Here is a 15,432-nt window from a genome sequence, read left to right as displayed (position 1 = left end):
GACAAAAACGGGGACGGCAGGATGGTCGGGTGCGGCCGATCTCACTTCCCGATGTCGCGTACGGCGCCACCGCCGTCCGCCCCCAGTGGTCCGACCTGCCGAAAAGCCTGCGCAAGGCGATAGCGGCCCGGCTGGGCGCACCGATAGCCGCCGTGCAGAGCGCCGGTGGCGGCTTCACCAGGGCATTCGCCGCCTTGATCAGCACCGGGGGCGGCCCGAACTTCTTCCTCAAGGCCGCCCCGCTGCGAGATCCGAACTCTCAGTGGTACGCCCGCGAGGCCGCCATCACCGCCGCCCTCCCGCCGGAGATCGACGCCGCCCGCCCGCTCTGGAGCATGGAGGAGTCCGGATATTTCGTCCTATGCCTGGAAGCGATAGACGGCCACGTCCCCACCCTGCCGTGGCAGCCGGCCGAACTGGACGCCACCCTGCAAGCCTGGTCAACCGCCGCCGCGGCACTGACCACCCCGACCACCCCCGGCCTCCCCTCGCTCGCCGAGATCATCCGATCCGAGATGTCCTGGTGGTCGGAAATAGCGGCCGGCCGGGAACCAATGCCGCGAACCGCCCACCACACTGCCGCTCCCGCACATCTACCCGAGTTGGCCGCCCTGGAACAATCCCTCCCCGCCCTGGTCGACGGCCCCGGCATGATGCACGGCGACCTGCGCATCGACAACGTCCTGATCGACCGATCCGGCCGCGCCCGCCTCTGCGACTGGACCTGGCCCTGCCTCGGCGCCCCGTGGTTCGACACGATCACTCTGTTGATCAGCGCCTTCGCGAGCGGCCTGGACGCCGACGCCTACCTGGCCCCGTGGAATCCACCACCCGAAGGAGTGGACGGCGCCCTGGCCGCCCTGTCCGGTTACTGGTTGATCCGCGCCGACGGCGGCCCCAGCAGCGCCTCCCCGCACAGCCGCCAGCACCAGCGATTCAGCGGAGAACAGGCCCTGGCCTGGCTCTCCGACCGCCGCGGCTGGTAGCCGTTTTGGCGGGGTAGCGACGGTCCTGGTAGTCTGGCTCATCGCGTGTGGTGACGCGCCGCTGTTCGCTGCTCCAGCCACCACCCGCTAGAGACCAGTTTCCGAACACCTAGTCAGGACAAGGCTGTCGCGTGGCGAACATCAAGTCCCAGATCAAGCGCAACCGGCAGAACGAGAAGGCCCGTCTGCGCAACAAGTCGGTCAAGTCGTCGCTGAAGACGGTGATCCGCAAGCTCAACGAAGCGAGCGAAGCGGGCAACACCGAGACGGCCACCACGCTGCTGCGTGACGCCTCGCGTCAGCTGGACAAGGCTGTCAGCAAGGGCGTCATCCACAAGAACCAGGCGGCCAACCGCAAGTCGGCGATCGCCAAGCGCATCGCCGCGCTGTCTGCCTGATCCCTCAGGCCAGGCGCGGCAGCACGGAAGCCGCCGCGCCGAGCTCGAACGCGAGCCGGTCTTCGACCGTACCCGGGCACCGCCGGACACCAAGTCCGAGCCGGTGCCCGCGTCGTTTCCCGATCAACTTCAAGATCAGGATGTCGCACCTGAGCGGTGGGTACAGACCGTCGCTCCCGCCGGGGGCGGGCCGGGGCCCAGCTTCGCCGGCCCGGGCCCTTCGTTCTGCGTAAGTGGCAAACCCCGAACGGCCACCCCACCCCCAGGCCCTCCCCGCCGCCGCCTCTCGGCCGAGCACACGGGCCTGCCACAGCGCCGCCCATCCGCGCCCCGCCAGTGGCGCAGCCTGCAGCGCCGGCACCCTGCGGCCACCGCAGCACCACGCCGGCACCCTGCCACCGCAGCACCACCAGAGCGCACGCTCAGCCAAACCGGCACCCGGCCATAACTCCGCACCGCGCTCAGAACGCCCGGCCACCGAAGCGTTGCCGCCTGGGCTCAGCGCGCACGAGCGCAGCAATACCGCCCCGGCCGTGATGGGCGACTCCTCGGGCGGCGCAGCGCATACGACCGCCCGGCGCCGCGGCGCCACCCGAGCGTCCGCGCTCAGCGCAGGCCAACGCACGACTACCGCAGCCTTGCGACCCGCTCAGCGAACACCAGCGCCCGCCATCACCGCGCTCAGCGCTCGCCAGTGCCCGGCACCGCAGCGCTGCTCCGACCCATGCTCAGCCAACACCAGCGGCCGGCCACCACGGCGCTGTCACCCGCGCTCAGCCCAATCTCCACCGCCTGGCCACACCGGCGCTGTCGCCGCCGGCTCCAGCGCTCCATCACCACAGGAGTTGGCCGCGCCCAACTGCAATTCTCGGCGCCATCGTTCGGCCACCGCAGCAGTTATCTGTGCCTGGGGCCAGCCGTCTGCCTCCGCGCCGGCGACCAGAGATCGCGGTGCGTCCGCATCTCGGCACCGCGTATTGGTCTTCGGGTGGCTACTCGTAGCGGCCTCTGGCCGACTGGCGGACTCGCTGCTGGTGGGCCTCGGCCTCCTCGGCCCACGGACGCATGATGGGGGCGCCCTGTTCTCGGCTGATCACGCCGGGGAGTCGGGTGGTGGCCTCGCCGGAGATCCGGGTCGGCGGGGTCGCTCGGCTCACGACGGCGGGGGCGCTCGGGGAGCCGGCGTCGGTGACCGAGTGCCGCAGCGCGGCGGGACCGGTCATCGGGGCGCCGAACGTGGCCGGGCCGTTGGCCAGTCTCGCGTCGGGACCGGTGGCGGGGCCGGCCGCGGTGGCCGGGCGCAGCGGCTGGGCTCGTGGGAAGGATGCGGCTGGGGGCGCCGGGCGGCTCAAGGCGCCGGCGATCACGTCGTTGAGCTTGACCATCACGGCGACGGTGATCGGCAGGACCAGGACGCCCCACCAGCTCACCAGCTCGGCCAGGGCCAGCAGGATGCCCAGCGCGATCGCGCCCTCGAGGAAGACGAAGCAGAGGAAGCCGCTGGGTGTCACGTGCTGCAGCCGGAGCACCCGGACATACAGCGGGCGGTGGGCTCCCTCGGGCCGGCGGGATCTCATCGGGCCCCACCCCCGCGACGAGCCGCGGCGACGGCGAAGACTGCCTGCTCCAGGGCGTATCCCCGGTCCTCGGCACCGCCCTTGACGGCGGCATTGCAGTCGGCGGCGGCGCGCATCGCGTCGACCAGGCCCTCCGGGGTCCAGCCGCGGCTGCGCTCCTGCGCTCGCTGAATCTTCCAGGCCGGCATGCCGAGCGAGCTGGCCAGTTGATACGGGTTGCCGCGGCCGGCCGCGGCGACCTTGGCGACCGTGCGGACGCCGTCGGCGATCGCGTCGGCGATCGGCACCGGGTCGACGCCGACGTGCAGCGCCCAGCGCAGCGCCTCGAGCGCACCCGGCACGTCGCCGATCATCGCCGCATCGGCCACGGTGAAGCCGCTCACCTCGGCCCGGCCCTTGTAGTAGCGCGCCACCACGCCTTCGGTGATCTTGCCGTCGGTGTCGGCCAGCAGCTGCGAGCAGGCCGCTGCGATCTCCCGGAGGTCGTTGCCGACCGACGCGAGCAGCGCGGACGCCGCCGCATCGTCGCACCGGCCCCCGTTGCGGCGGAACTCGTCCCGGACGAATGCGATGCGCTCCCGGTCGCCCTTGAGCTTCGCGGCCGGTATGACAGCGGCATGGGCCGTGCGCAATCCGTCGGCCAGGGCCTTGCCTTTGGCACCACCGACGTGCGCGACGATCAGCGTGACCTCGGGGTCGGGATTTTTCGCATAGCCCAGCAGGGCGGCGATCAGGTCTTTCCGCGCATCCTGTCCACTCCGGATCACCAGCACCCGGCGGCCGCCGAACAGCGACGGGCTCAGCATCTCGTCGAGCTCACCGGCGGCGAGCGCCCCGCCCTCATATTCCCGGACGTCGACCCCGGGGTCGGCTGCCCGGGCCGCATCGACCGTCGCGGTGATCGCGCGCGCGGCGAGAAGCTCCTCGTCGCCGAGGACGAGCACTAACGGATCGGGAGATGCGGTGTTCACGCGCAATATCGTCGCACGGGGGGCTGACGTTTCCGCGAGCCTCACTCCTTCGCGCAGACGGCTGATCACCGAATGCGAAAGCCGACATATTGGCGCCTCGCCATGGCCCGGTGACCGTAGAGTCGCTCGATCAGGCTGGATGTCTGTGCAGGTAACCGGCCCACCGGCAACCGCCATCGATCACCCCGAATTCGTATCAATCGACCGGACCCGGGCGTGTCGGCAGCCCGGCCGTGAAGCGCTCCTATCGCAACAACTCGGACGCCAGCATCGACCCGACCCACGCGTCCACCCGTACGCCCCGGTGCACGAGACGCTGCCGAAGCGTGGCCTCCAGCCGGAAGCCGGCCTTCTCGGCAACCCGGCGCGAAGCGATGTTGCCCACCTCGGCCCGCCACTCGATCAGGTCGAGCCCGAGCCGCCCGAACCCCCATCCGCACAGCATCAGCACCGCCGCGGTGGCCACCCCGCGCCCGCGTGCGGCCGGATCGAGCCAATACCCGATCTGCCCCGCACCGCGCCCGTCCAGCCCGAACCCGACCCGCCCGAGCCGCTCCCCCGCGCCACCGGAGATCACGAACTCGGCCCGGGAACGGTTGTCCCAGGCCGCGATCGCCATCTCCCGCACGAAGAACTCGGCATCGGACATCCGGTACGGGATCGGGATCTCCAGGAACCGCTGCACGGCCGGGTCGAGCGACACCTCGTACACCCACGGAATGTCCCCGGCCACGAACGGCCGCAACGTCAGTTCCCCGGCCGTGATCGTCTCTCGCTCCACCCCCGCATTCTGGCCGACCGGCCATCGGTCCGGCGGGTCAGCGATCCCGCCGGTCAGCGATCCCGCCGGTCAGTGGCGCGGCAGGTCAGCGGTCCGGAGGGTCGCCTCGGGCGGCCACCGCGAGGCCGTGCCCGGTGGCAACCGCGGCCAGGTCGCCCGCCTGGTCGGTTCGCGACACCCGCGCACCGCCGCGGGCAAGCCGCGCCAGGAGCGAGGCGTTCGGATGCCCGTAGTCGTTGTCCTTCCCCACCGACACGAGGGCCACGGCCGGGTCGATGGCATCGAGGAACGTCGTGGACTGGTAGCTGGACCCGTGATGAGAGACCTTGAGGACGTCGGCCCGCAGCGCCGCCGGCCCCAGATGGCGCAGGAGTTCGTCCTGTTCCTCGGTCTCCGCGTCGCCCGGCAACAGCACCGTCTCGCCGCGCAGCTCGGCCCGCAGGACCAGCGAGTTGTTGTTCGGATCGGAGTTGGTGCCGTGCAGCGGCTCGAACGGCCCGATCACGGTCAGCCGCAGCCCACCCACCTCGTACGACCAGCCGGGGCCGATCGCGTGCAACGGCACCGGGCGGGCCGCGGCCACCACTGCAGCCCGGCCGGCCGGTGGGTCGGGCCAATCGGGACCGGCGACCGCGCCGACCGTCCGGCCACGGAACACGCCGGTCACGCCACCGATGTGGTCGACGTGGAAGTGGCTGACCACGAACAGCACCACCTGCCGCACCCCGAGCCGCCGCAGGCAGTGGTCGACCGGGTCGGGTTCCGGCCCGGCGTCGACCACCACGGCCCGGGCCGGGCCGGCCGGCAGCACGATGGCATCGCCCTGCCCGACCGCGCACGCCACCACGATCCAGTTGGCCGGTGGCCAGCCCGAGGCGAACAGCCGCACCGGCATCGCACCCAGCATCCCGGCCAGCCCCGTCACCAGGGCCAGCCGGCGGAGCACCGGCCGTCGCGCCGCGAACAGCAGCGCCACCGTGATCACCGCGAGCAGCAGCGCACCCCACACCCCGTCCGGCCAGGGCAGCGCGCCGGCCGGAACCCGCGCGCCGTACCTCGCCACGATCACCAGCCACCGCGCCGGCCAGTCGCCGAGCCAGGCCGCGAACTCGGCCCCGCCCGGCCACACCGGCGACAGCAGGGCCGCGCCCACGCCGAGCAGGGTGGCGGGCGCGATGGCGGGCACCACCACGAGGTTGGCCGGCACCGCGACCAGACTGACCGTGCCGGAGAGGCCGGCGACGACCGGACCGCACGCCACCTGGGCGGCCGCCGGAACGGCCAGCGCCTCGGCGGCGCCCGGCGGCCATCCACGGCGGCGCAGGGCGTCCCGCCACACCGGCGCCAGCAGGAGCAGACCGGAGGTGGCCAGCACGGACAGCGCGAAGCCGGGATCAGCCGCCAGCTCCGGGTCGTACAGAATCAGCGCCGCCACTCCCGCCGCCAGCGCCGGGAGCGCCGCCCGGGGTCGCCCGGAGGCCAGACCGATCAGGCCGATCGCGCCCATCGCCGCGGCGCGCACCACGCTCGGCGACGGCCGGGCGAGGATCACGAAGCCGATCAGCACCGCGGTACAGATCACCGCCTGCACCACCGGCCCGGCCCGCGCCCGCCGCACGGCGAAGAGCACGACGCCCAGAATGATCGCCACGTTCGCCCCACTTACCGCCATCAAGTGGGTCATTCCTGTCGTACGGAAGTCGTCGCTCAACGCCGGATCCAGGCGGCTGGTGTCCCCCACGACCAAGCCGGGCAGCAGCCCGCCGGAATCGTCGGGCAGCGGTTCGCAGGCGTGCTGCAGCCCGGCCCGCAGCACGCCGGCCGCCCGCTGGGCCCAGGACGGCCGGCCGGTCAACTCCGGCGCCTCCTTCACCGACACCACGGCCGCCCGCAGGTCACCGCCGCGCGGCGGCATCAGCTTCCCGCGCGCGGTCACCCGCTGGCCGGGCAGCAGACCCTGCCAGCCCGGGTCGCTGCCCAGGACGAGCGCCCGGGCCCGCAGACGCAGCGGAGCCGCGTCATCGGCACCGACCGCCAGCAGATCGACCGCGACCAGATAGGTCGGCGGCATCGCCGGCGAACCACGCAGGGCCCGCGGATCGTCGCGGACGACAGCCTCGACGCGCACCGGGTCCCCGGCCCGCACCAGCGCGACCAGCGGACCCGACTCCCGGACCGTGACCCGCGCCCCGGTCACGACCGCCCCGCACCCGGCCCCCAGCAGCACCGCCAGACCGATCCAGCGCACGGCGGCCGAGGCTGATCGCCCATCCGCCGTGGCGGGGCCTGACGGCTGGCGCGCGGCAGACCCCGGGCGCCGTGGCGGCGGCATCCGGCTTTGCCGAGCCATGAAGATCCCGGCCAGGGTCGCGCCGCCGAGCGCCACGGCGCCGAGCAGGATGCCGGAACGGGCCGAGAGGTAGAGCGCGGCCAGCGACGACAGCCAGGTCGCCACCGCGAACCCGGTCAGCCGCAGGTCCGGCACGCCCCCGGTCACACCGTCACCAGGTCTTTGAGCTGCTCGTAGCGGGCGTCGCCGATGCCGTCGACCTTGCGCAGGTCGCTCACCGACTTGAAGCCGCCCTGCGCCGCCCGGGCGTCGAGGATGCGCTGGGCCAGGACCGGGCCCACGCCGGGCAGCGTGTCCAGGTCGGCGAGGGTGGCGGTGTTCAGGTTGACCGGGCCGCCCGCCGGCGCCGCACCACCGGCAGGCCCGGTGGCGGCCGGGCCGGTGGGCAGGACCACGCCCGGCGACGGGGTGACGCCAACCATGATCAGCTCGCCGTCGATGACCTTGCGGGCCAGGTTGAGCATCGCCACATCGACGCCGGAATCAGCCCCGCCGGCGGCGGTCAGCGCATCGGCCACCCGGGCGCCCGGCGGCAGCCGCACCAGGCCGGGCCGACGGACCTTGCCACCGACCGCTACCACCACCTCGGTGGCCGATGCGCCCGCCGAGGCTGCCGAGCCCGGGCCGCCGCCACCGGTCGGATCGCCGGCCGGCGATCCGGTCGTCTCGAACGACGGCGGCGCGACCGTGTCGACCCGCGGCCGGGCCCGCCAGGCCAGAAAAGCCGCGATCACGATCACGACGACGGCGATCACGGCCAGGGTCCGGACGCCACGCCGGCCCGGATCGAACGCACCGAGGCCGAACCGGCGGCCACCGTCCGCTCCGCGACCGCCGAAGGCGCCGGCGCTGAGGCTCGGCTCCTCGTCGTCGGGGTACACGTCCACGCCGGCCGGGCCCGGCGAGACCGGCCACGAGGGGTCGGCGCCGGCCGACCGGTCCACGTGCGGAACCTCGGGCAGCACCCACGCCGGCGGTGGCAGGGGGCGCCGTTCCGGGCCGGCGGGCCGGACGGCCGGCATCCGGTAGGACCGGAACGATTCGGCCTCGTCCATCAAATCTCCGAGATGACTGGGGAACGGATCGACAGCACTGTCGATCGGCGTTGCGGGCGGCGGGCGGTCCAGCGGCGTTGCGGGCGGCAGGTGGGCGGAAGGGGAGGCCGCCGGCCGGGACGGCGGATGGTTTGCCGGGGCGGCTCCCGGCGGTGGTGATGGCGGGCGGTCGATCGGTACGGCTCCCGGTGGCGACGCCCACGGCGTGCCGGGCGGATAGCCACCCGTGTGGTCCGCCGCGGGCCGCCGTGGGGTGCCGCCGAGCTCGACCCGCGGGGTGCTGCCGAGCTCGATTCGGGCTGGTGGGGCCGGCTCGTCGGGTGCTGGTTCGAGATCGACGTCGTCCGGCCAGGCGGTGACGATGTCGGACCAGTTCAGCGGCTCGCCGACCTCGGCGAGATCGCCGAGGGCCGAGGCGTATCGGGAAGGGCCCACGGGACTCCCCGACTGGGCACGGCCGGGGCCGGCGGTGGCGGTCTGGTCGCGTACCCGAAGTGGCGTCGCGGCCATGACCGACCGCAGCCTTTCCGCTACGACTTGGTCCTCTCGCACGTCAGGCACGGTAGGGATTTCGCCGGGCCGTTGCCCGGCGCCCTGTGGACAACCTCGAATTGTGGATAACTCCCACGGCCTCCCTATTTGTGCTAAAGACTCCGTGTGACAGCGGGGATTACAGCTCCGGCGATGGCCGAGGCGATCATGCGACTACGGGCCGCGGGCTGCGTTTTTGCCGAGGACGAGGCGGCCGTGCTGGGCGCGGCGGCGGCCGACGGGACCGAGCTGGCCACGCTGGTGGATCGGCGCGCGCTGGGCGAGCCGCTCGAGCAGGTCGTCGGCTACGCCGACTTCGGCGGCGTCCGGGTGCGGCTACGGCCGGGTGTCTTCGTTCCTCGGGTACGCAGTGAGCTCCTGGTCCGTGTCGCGGTCGAAGCCGCTCGACCGGGTGACGTCGTGGTCGATCTCTGCTGCGGGTCCGGCGCGCTCGGCATGGCCGTCCGGCACCGGCAGCCGGCGATCGACCTGTACGCGGCGGACGTCGATCCCGTCGCGGTCGCCTGCGCCCTGGACAATCTGGACACCCAGGTCTACCAGGGGAACCTCTTCGAGGCCCTGCCCACCGAGTTGCGCGGCCGGATCGCAGTGCTGCTGGCGAACGTCCCCTACGTCGCGACCAGGCACATTCCGCTGCTGCCGGCCGAGGCCCGCGATCACGAACCACACACCGCGCTGGACGGCGGCAGCGACGGCCTCGACGTGTTCCGGGCGGTGCTGGCCGGGGCCGTCGACTGGCTCGCCCCGGGCGGAATCATGCTCTCCGAGGTCACCGAGACGCAGGCCGATGCGGCCGCGAGCGCGATTCGGGAAGCCGGTCTCGTCGCTGACCTGCGGTCCGATGAGGATCTTGAAGCGAGCGTCATTCTGGGGCGGCAGATTGACAGGCCCGTGCGATAAGGTCGGCGACCTTCAGGGAGAGAAGAGGCGTCGGGTGGGCCTGCTACGGAGGGTTGCCCGGGCACGACTTGCCGGTCAGGTCATCCGGCGGTTGCGGCGGGCCGGGTTCACCGACGCCAAGTACGACGCACGCGGTTTCCGGATCCGCTTCACCGCGGACGGCGACGCGACCCCGACGATTCTGGAACTCGCCCCGCTACTGGCGACGCGGGGCGGGCGCCGGCGGGAACGGGTCGACCGGTTCGTCGCCGGCCTGGTGCGGTCGCCCGGATTGCCGCTGGGCTGGGCGGAAGCTCGGCCGCTGCTGCGCCCGGTCCTGCGCGGTGGCACGCCGGGCACCCTGCTCCGCCGCCCGGTCCTGCCGTTCCTGCACGAGTTCGTGGTGGTCGACAGCCCGGACACGATGACGTATGTCGGGCCCGACCAGCCGCGGAGTTGGGGGGTCAGCGCGGCGGAGGTCTTCGAGGCAGCCCGGGCGAACCTGTCCGGGGCGGTGCTGCACGGGGTCGCGAACGAGCCGGTGGTGGTGCGGTTCGTGGACGACGGCGATGCGTACTGGACGTCGCATCTGCTGCTGCAGCATTGGCTCGAGCGGCTTGCCGGGCAGGTCGGTGGTGCGCCGGTGGCGTTCGCACCGGAGCGCGGCACGCTGCTGGTCACGGCCGATGGGAGCGGCCACCTGGGCGGGTTGTTCGCGCAGGCGGAGGAGATCTACGCGACCTCGTCGCGGCCGATCACCCCGATGGCCTACGCGAGCGACGAGAACGGCTGCACGGTGCCGTACGACGCACCACCCGGCCACCCGCTGCACCACGCGGTCGCGCGCGCCGAGCGGGTCCTGGCCGTCCAGGAGTACACCCGCCAGGCCACCCAGGCCGCTGCCGACGCGGGCGGCCCCGACGCGGGCGGCCCCGACGCGGGCGGCCCCGACGCGGGCACAAGCAACACGGGAGACGCGGGCACGAGCGACGCAGGCACGGGAGACGCGAACGGTTCGGAGCAGAGCGGGGTGGGGCTGCCGAGGCTGGCCGAGCTGCAGTTGGTCGGCTCCGGGGAGCAGGGCTGGCGCACGCGCGCCGTCTGGGAGCGCGACGAGCCGACGCTGCTACCGACGGCCGACGAGGTCCAGGTCGGCGCGGACATCTGCAACTGGGCGGAATTGTCCGCTCACCTGACCGTCGCACCGGGTTTCGACCCGGCCCGCTGGACCGCAACGGCCTGGCCACACGGCTAGGCGAAGGCGGGCGGTCAGGAACGGCGGTGGACCACGACGCCGGCCAGGCCGGGCCCCACATGGGCGGCCACCACCGCGCCGATCTCGGTGATGTAGCAGTCGCGCAAACGGTCGCCCAGGCGCATGGCGACGGCGTCGGCCAGGGCGGTGGCGCGGTCCGGGGCCAGCAGGTGGTGCACGGCGATGTCCGCCTCACCGTCGCCGGCCGCCTCGACCGCGAGATCCACCAGCTTGGCCAGGGCCCGGCCGGCGGTGCGGACCTTGTCCCGGACGACGATCGCGCCGTCGAGCACGTGAAGGATGGGCTTCACCGAGAGCGCGGTGCCGAGCAGGGCCGAAGCCGCGCCGATCCGGCCACCACGGCGGAGGAACTCCAGCGTGTCCACATAGAAGAGGGTGCTGACGCGGGCGGCGTGGTCGGCGGCTTCACCGCGTACGGAATCGAGATCTTTGCCGTCGCTCGCGGCCTTGGCCGCCGCCAGCGCGGCGAACCCCAGGCCCATCCCGGTGGTTTCGCTGTCCACCACCCGGACCCGGTCGCCCACCTCGGCCGCCGCCAGGCAGGCCGCCTCGAACGTGCCGGACAGCTTCGCGGAGAGATGGACCGAGACGATGCCGTCGGCGCCGGCGTCGAGGAGCCGCCGGTAGGTCTCGGCGAACTGGGACGGCGCGGGCCGGGAGGTGCTCACCACGGACCGGCGGGCGGTCAACGCCCGGGCCACCTCGGCCGGCTGGATCTGCAGGCCTTCCAGCCCGTCGACACCGTTGATCACCACGGTCAGGGGCACGACGGTCAGGTCATACGAGCCGCTCAGTTCGGCGGGCAGGTACGCGGTGGAGTCGGTGACGACCGCGACGGGCATGCGGGCACGTTAACCGATCGGCGCCCGCCCGGCCGCACGGGAGCCGATCAACGCCCGAAAGCGCCGGCGATCAGGCCGGCGTGACCGACGTCACGATGAACGGGATGCCCTGCTGGCAGGTGGACATCATGGTCGGTTCGGAGCGCCCGGTCAGGGTGACCTTCTTGCCCACGGCGGCGTCGGCGCGCATCGCCGCATCGTCGAAGACCAGCAGGTGGGAGCCCTTGGTGTCCTGCAGGAGCAGGCAGTTGGGCTCGACCCCGGCCTCGACCGTGCCGGAGATGGTCTCGGCGCCGGCCGCGGTGGGCTTGGCGCTGCTGGGCTCGGTGGTCGGGGCGGCCGAGGTTGGGGCGGCCGAGGCCGATGAAGGCTCGGTAGCCCCGGCCTGATCGGTGTTGTTCGCACAACCGGCGAGGCACAGCATCAGACCCAGGACAGCGACGGCAGATCGACGAATCACCATGATGCTTGGACGCTACCGGATCAAGCTCGGTTCCTCAGACCGCGGAGAAGAACGACCAAAAGAAGGTCAGACCGGCGGCGGGACCGGACGATCGGTGAAGGGCCCGACGTTGTACGCCGCGACCTGCCACCCGCGCTCCCGGTCATGGGTCAACTCGACCCAATGGCAGTTCTGCAGCGCCCGCAGCGTCCGCAACTGCTCGAGCGGCCACCCGAGCAGGTGCCCGATGCCCTGCCGCGCGGCCGCACCGTGCGTGGCCACCACGACGGTGCCGCCGGGCGGCGACACGGCGGCCGCTGCCAGCAACGCCTCGGAGACCCGTTTGCCGAGGTCGGCGAGGGTTTCCACCTCGCCGCCGACCTCCTGGCCGTGGGTCCACCGGTCGTACTGATCAGGGTGGAGCTCGGCCACCTCGGTCATGGTGAGGCCCTGCCAATTGCCGAAATACCGTTCGCGGAGCCGCTTGTCGTAGCTGATCGACAGGCCGGTGAGCGCGGCCAGCGCCGCGGCCGTGTCGGCGGCCCGGTGCAGGTCGCTCGCCACGATCGCGTCGGGCTTCATCTTGATCAGCAGCTCGGCCGCGTCGACGGCCTGCTGCCGGCCGAGTGCGTTCAACGGCACGTCGGTCTGCCCCTGGACGCGGTGCGACGCGTTCCAGTCGGTGTTGCCGTGACGCCAGACGATAAGCCTGCTCACGACGCTTCGGCGTCGACCATGTCGCGGTCGACGAACGGCATTGTCGGGCAGTCCTTCCACAACTTGTCGAGGGCGTAGAACTCGCGCTCCTCGGCATGCTGGACGTGCACGACGATGTCGACGTAGTCGAGCAGCACCCATCGACCCTGACGCTCGCCTTCGCGGCGCACGGGCTTTGCCTTCTCCGGCAGGCTGGCCAGGGCTTCCTCGATGGCGTCGACGATCGAGGCGACCTGGCGCTCGTTCGACGCCGAGGCGATCACGAAGGCATCGGTGATGTAGAGCTGTTCGGCGACGTCGATGACGACGATGTCCTGCGCCTTCTTGTCGGCGGCGGCCTGGGCGGCCGTCATCGCCAGTTCAAGAGCGCGTTCGGTGACGGGCAAGAGCGTCCCCTCGGTCGGTGAGCCGGGCTGGTGTCCCGGAGATACAAGCGTCTCACACCGGTGTGACATTTCCCGAGCCCCGATAGAGGCCTCGCTTGTTGATGTACTGCACAACACCGTCGGGCACCAGGTACCAAACCGGGTCACCGGCGGCCACCCGGGCCCGGCAGGCCGACGACGAGATCGCCATCGCCGGCACCTCGACGAGGGTGACCGAGTCGTCGGGGAGGTGGTCGTCGGAGAGCTCGAAGCCGGGCCGGGTGACGCCCACGAAATGCGCCATGGTCAGCATCTCGAGCGCATCTTTCCAGCCGAGGATGCGATTGAGCGCGTCCGCCCCGGTGATGAAGTAGAGCTGGGCGTCGGGTCCGTAGATCGCCCGCATGTCCCGCAGGGTGTCGACGGTGTAGGTCGGCCCGTCCCGGTCGACGTCGGCCCGGCTGACGTAGAAGCGCGGGTTGGACGCGGTCGCGATCACCGTCATCAGGTAGCGGTCCTCGGCCGGGGAAACCTTGCCCTTCTCGTAGGGCTGCCCGGTCGGCACGAACACGACCTCGTCAAGATCGAAGCGAGCGGCTACCTCACTGGCGGCCACCAGGTGACCGTGGTGGATCGGGTCGAAGGTGCCACCCATGATCCCGATCCTGCGCATTCGTGAAATATAAGCGTCATTCCCATCAAGGGTGGTGGGCGGGGCGGCTGGACGTAGATCAATCGTCCAGGCGACTGCGGACGGCTACCAGCAGGTCCGTCGCGGTGAACGGCTTCTCCAGCAATGCGACGCCCGGGTCGAGTGTGCCCTGCGAGTGCAGCACCGGCTGCGCATACCCGGACATGTAGAGCACCCGGGTGGCCGGCCGGGCGCAGACCAGCCGCTCGGCGAGCTCCTTGCCCGACATCCCGGGCATCACCACGTCGCTGACCAGCATGTCGATGGCCCCCTCGTGCCGGACGGCCAGCGCCAGCGCCTCGGCCCCACATTCGGCCGTCAGCACGTGATAGCCGGCCCCGGACAGGATCCGCCCGGCCACTTCCCGCAGCGCCGCCTCGTCCTCGACCACGAGCAACGTCTCGCCCCGCGCGGGCGCGGGTACCGCCGGCGAATCCGACAAAACCGAAGAAGATGAAGCAGCAGCGACAGCAGGAAACAGTACGGTGATGGTCGTACCCGCTCCGGGCGTGGTCGCGATGCTGACGTCCCCACCGGCCTGGGTGACGATCCCGTAGACGGTGGCCAGCCCCAGCCCGGTCCCCGAGCCGCTTCCCTTGGTGGTGAAGAACGGCTCGAAGGCCCGCTCGGCCACCTCCGGCGTCATCCCGGTGCCCGAGTCACCGACCCGCAGTCGCACCTGTTCGCCGTGCCGCCCGGTGTCGATCACCAGATCGCCGCCGCCCGGCATCGCGTCCCGCGCGTTCAGGGCCAGGTTGACCAGCAGCTGGGAGATCTGCCCCGGATCGCAGAGGACCGGCGGCAGGCCCTCGCCCGGCCGCACGATCAGGTTGACCTGCTCGCCGAGGGAGCGCCGCAGCATCTCCTCGACCTCGGACAACGACTCGTTGAGGTCGAGCGGCTGCGGCCGGACCACCTCCCGCCGGGCGAACGACAGCAGCTGGTGGGTGAGGTCGGTGCCACGCTTGCCGGCCTGCACGACCTGCTTGGCATCGGCCGCGATGGCCGACAGGTCCGGGGCCGGCTCGGCGGCTTCCTCGATCACGAAGTTGGCGTAGTTGACGATCACGCCGAGCATGTTGTTGAAGTCGTGCGCGATCCCGCCGGCCAGCTGCCCGAGGCTCTCCAGCCGCTGGCTGCGGTGCACGTGGGCCTCGGCCCGCAACCGGGCCTTCTCCTGCTCGGCCCGGGCACGCTCGGTGAGGTCGCGCACCACCGCGACGGCGAACCGGCCCTGCGGGGTGTCGACGATCGAGACCGAGGACTCGACCGGGATCTCGCTGCCGTCCCGGCGCCGGATGGTGGTGGTGACCGCGCCGATCGGCCCCGGCCGGCCCTCCGCGATCTTGCGGCGCCGCTCGGCCAGCATCAGCTTGGCATCGTCGGTGATCAGGGTGTCGATGGTCTTGCCGAGCAGTTCGTCACGGGTCCAGCCGTAGAGCTCCACGGCCCGGTCGTTGACCAGCACGATGTGATTGCCGGACATCACCAGGATCGCGTCCGGCGCGGCCTGCAACAGGCCACTGGCGAGTTCCTCGGACCACTCCACG

At 72.1% G+C, this 15,432-nt stretch carries 15 protein-coding genes; 4 read left to right on the top strand and 11 right to left on the bottom strand.

Annotation, left to right across the window (positions count from 1 at the left end):
- The first annotated feature begins 29 nt into the window (after window positions 1–29).
- The gene (locus Adu01nite_RS36840; RefSeq protein ID WP_203733931.1) at window positions 30–986 is read left to right on the top strand and encodes a phosphotransferase; all 957 of its coding nucleotides are present in this window, start codon (window positions 30–32) and stop codon (window positions 984–986) included.
- Window positions 987–1,117: 131 nt separating this feature from the next.
- Window positions 1,118–1,384: a 30S ribosomal protein S20 gene (gene rpsT / locus Adu01nite_RS36835; RefSeq protein WP_203733930.1), complete on the top strand. Its 267-nt coding sequence runs from the start codon at window positions 1,118–1,120 to the stop codon at window positions 1,382–1,384.
- 992 nt (window positions 1,385–2,376) lie between these two features.
- Here rpsT and Adu01nite_RS48215 read toward each other — a convergent pair.
- The 5 genes from Adu01nite_RS48215 to Adu01nite_RS36810 all read right to left on the bottom strand — a co-directional run bounded on the left by Adu01nite_RS48215 (window position 2,377) and on the right by Adu01nite_RS36810 (window position 8,118).
- On the bottom strand, window positions 2,377–2,961 hold the full coding sequence (locus tag Adu01nite_RS48215; protein WP_239132980.1) for a hypothetical protein: 585 nt from the start codon (window positions 2,959–2,961) through the stop codon (window positions 2,377–2,379).
- A complete protein-coding gene (gene holA, locus Adu01nite_RS36825) occupies window positions 2,958–3,941 on the bottom strand; it encodes a DNA polymerase III subunit delta (RefSeq protein ID WP_203734098.1) in 984 nt (327 codons plus the stop codon). The genes Adu01nite_RS48215 and holA overlap by 4 nt, the downstream gene beginning before the upstream one ends.
- 235 nt (window positions 3,942–4,176) lie before the next feature.
- Window positions 4,177–4,713, bottom strand: coding sequence for a GNAT family N-acetyltransferase (locus Adu01nite_RS36820; RefSeq protein WP_203733929.1), 537 nt, complete (start codon window positions 4,711–4,713; stop codon window positions 4,177–4,179).
- Between the two features lie 85 nt (window positions 4,714–4,798).
- The gene (locus Adu01nite_RS36815; RefSeq protein WP_239132979.1) at window positions 4,799–7,210 is read right to left on the bottom strand and encodes a ComEC/Rec2 family competence protein; all 2,412 of its coding nucleotides are present in this window, start codon (window positions 7,208–7,210) and stop codon (window positions 4,799–4,801) included.
- Window positions 7,207–8,118 (bottom strand): ComEA family DNA-binding protein, encoded by a 912-nt coding sequence (locus tag Adu01nite_RS36810; RefSeq protein ID WP_438871113.1) that lies wholly within the window; start codon window positions 8,116–8,118, stop codon window positions 7,207–7,209. Before Adu01nite_RS36810 ends, Adu01nite_RS36815 begins: the two co-directional genes overlap by 4 nt.
- Window positions 8,119–8,802: 684 nt before the next feature.
- On the opposite strand from Adu01nite_RS36810, the gene Adu01nite_RS36805 reads away from it, so the two are divergent.
- Both Adu01nite_RS36805 and Adu01nite_RS36800 read left to right on the top strand, forming a co-directional pair.
- Window positions 8,803–9,570: a putative protein N(5)-glutamine methyltransferase gene (locus tag Adu01nite_RS36805; RefSeq protein WP_203733928.1), complete on the top strand. Its 768-nt coding sequence runs from the start codon at window positions 8,803–8,805 to the stop codon at window positions 9,568–9,570.
- A 34-nt stretch (window positions 9,571–9,604) separates the two neighbouring features.
- Window positions 9,605–10,804: a DUF1444 domain-containing protein gene (locus tag Adu01nite_RS36800; RefSeq protein WP_203733927.1), complete on the top strand. Its 1,200-nt coding sequence runs from the start codon at window positions 9,605–9,607 to the stop codon at window positions 10,802–10,804.
- Between the two features lie 14 nt (window positions 10,805–10,818).
- Here Adu01nite_RS36800 and Adu01nite_RS36795 read toward each other — a convergent pair whose 3' ends face one another.
- From Adu01nite_RS36795 to Adu01nite_RS36770, 6 genes are all read right to left on the bottom strand, one after another.
- A complete protein-coding gene (locus Adu01nite_RS36795) occupies window positions 10,819–11,667 on the bottom strand; it encodes a DegV family protein (RefSeq protein ID WP_203733926.1) in 849 nt (282 codons plus the stop codon).
- A gap of 70 nt (window positions 11,668–11,737) precedes the next feature.
- Window positions 11,738–12,130 carry a hypothetical protein gene (locus Adu01nite_RS36790; protein WP_203733925.1) on the bottom strand — a complete coding sequence of 131 codons (393 nt, stop codon included), beginning with the start codon at window positions 12,128–12,130 and terminating at the stop codon, window positions 11,738–11,740.
- Between the two features lie 66 nt (window positions 12,131–12,196).
- Complete coding sequence (locus Adu01nite_RS36785; protein ID WP_203733924.1) at window positions 12,197–12,826, bottom strand: histidine phosphatase family protein; 630 nt, start codon at window positions 12,824–12,826, stop codon at window positions 12,197–12,199.
- Entirely contained in the window at window positions 12,823–13,212 is a 390-nt protein-coding gene (gene rsfS / locus Adu01nite_RS36780; protein WP_203733923.1) for a ribosome silencing factor, read from the bottom strand. Before rsfS ends, Adu01nite_RS36785 begins: the two co-directional genes overlap by 4 nt.
- 52 nt (window positions 13,213–13,264) lie before the next feature.
- Window positions 13,265–13,864: a nicotinate-nucleotide adenylyltransferase gene (nadD, locus tag Adu01nite_RS36775; protein WP_203733922.1), complete on the bottom strand. Its 600-nt coding sequence runs from the start codon at window positions 13,862–13,864 to the stop codon at window positions 13,265–13,267.
- Window positions 13,865–13,922: 58 nt separating this feature from the next.
- Window positions 13,923–15,431 carry a hybrid sensor histidine kinase/response regulator gene (locus Adu01nite_RS36770; RefSeq protein WP_203733921.1) on the bottom strand — a complete coding sequence of 503 codons (1,509 nt, stop codon included), beginning with the start codon at window positions 15,429–15,431 and terminating at the stop codon, window positions 13,923–13,925.
- Between the last annotated feature and the right edge of the window lies 1 nt (window position 15,432).

Source organism: Paractinoplanes durhamensis, from assembly GCF_016862175.1.
In the GTDB taxonomy this organism is placed as follows: domain Bacteria; phylum Actinomycetota; class Actinomycetes; order Mycobacteriales; family Micromonosporaceae; genus Actinoplanes; species Actinoplanes durhamensis.
Note: the sequence above shows the minus strand (reverse complement) of the source record. Positions and strands in the feature narration are given on the sequence as shown.

Bases quoted from the DNA above. Each gene is read 5' to 3' on its own strand.
- nadD (WP_203733922.1), bottom strand. From the start codon at position 13,864: ATGCGCAGGATCGGGATCATGGGTGGCACCTTCGACCCGATCCACCAC.
- Adu01nite_RS36810 (WP_438871113.1), bottom strand. From the start codon at position 8,118: ATGGACGAGGCCGAATCGTTCCGGTCCTACCGGATGCCGGCCGTCCGG.
- Adu01nite_RS48215 (WP_239132980.1), bottom strand. From the start codon at position 2,961: ATGAGATCCCGCCGGCCCGAGGGAGCCCACCGCCCGCTGTATGTCCGG.
- Adu01nite_RS36790 (WP_203733925.1), bottom strand. From the start codon at position 12,130: ATGGTGATTCGTCGATCTGCCGTCGCTGTCCTGGGTCTGATGCTGTGC.
- Adu01nite_RS36805 (WP_203733928.1), top strand. From the start codon at position 8,803: ATGGCCGAGGCGATCATGCGACTACGGGCCGCGGGCTGCGTTTTTGCC.
- Adu01nite_RS36795 (WP_203733926.1), bottom strand. From the start codon at position 11,667: ATGCCCGTCGCGGTCGTCACCGACTCCACCGCGTACCTGCCCGCCGAA.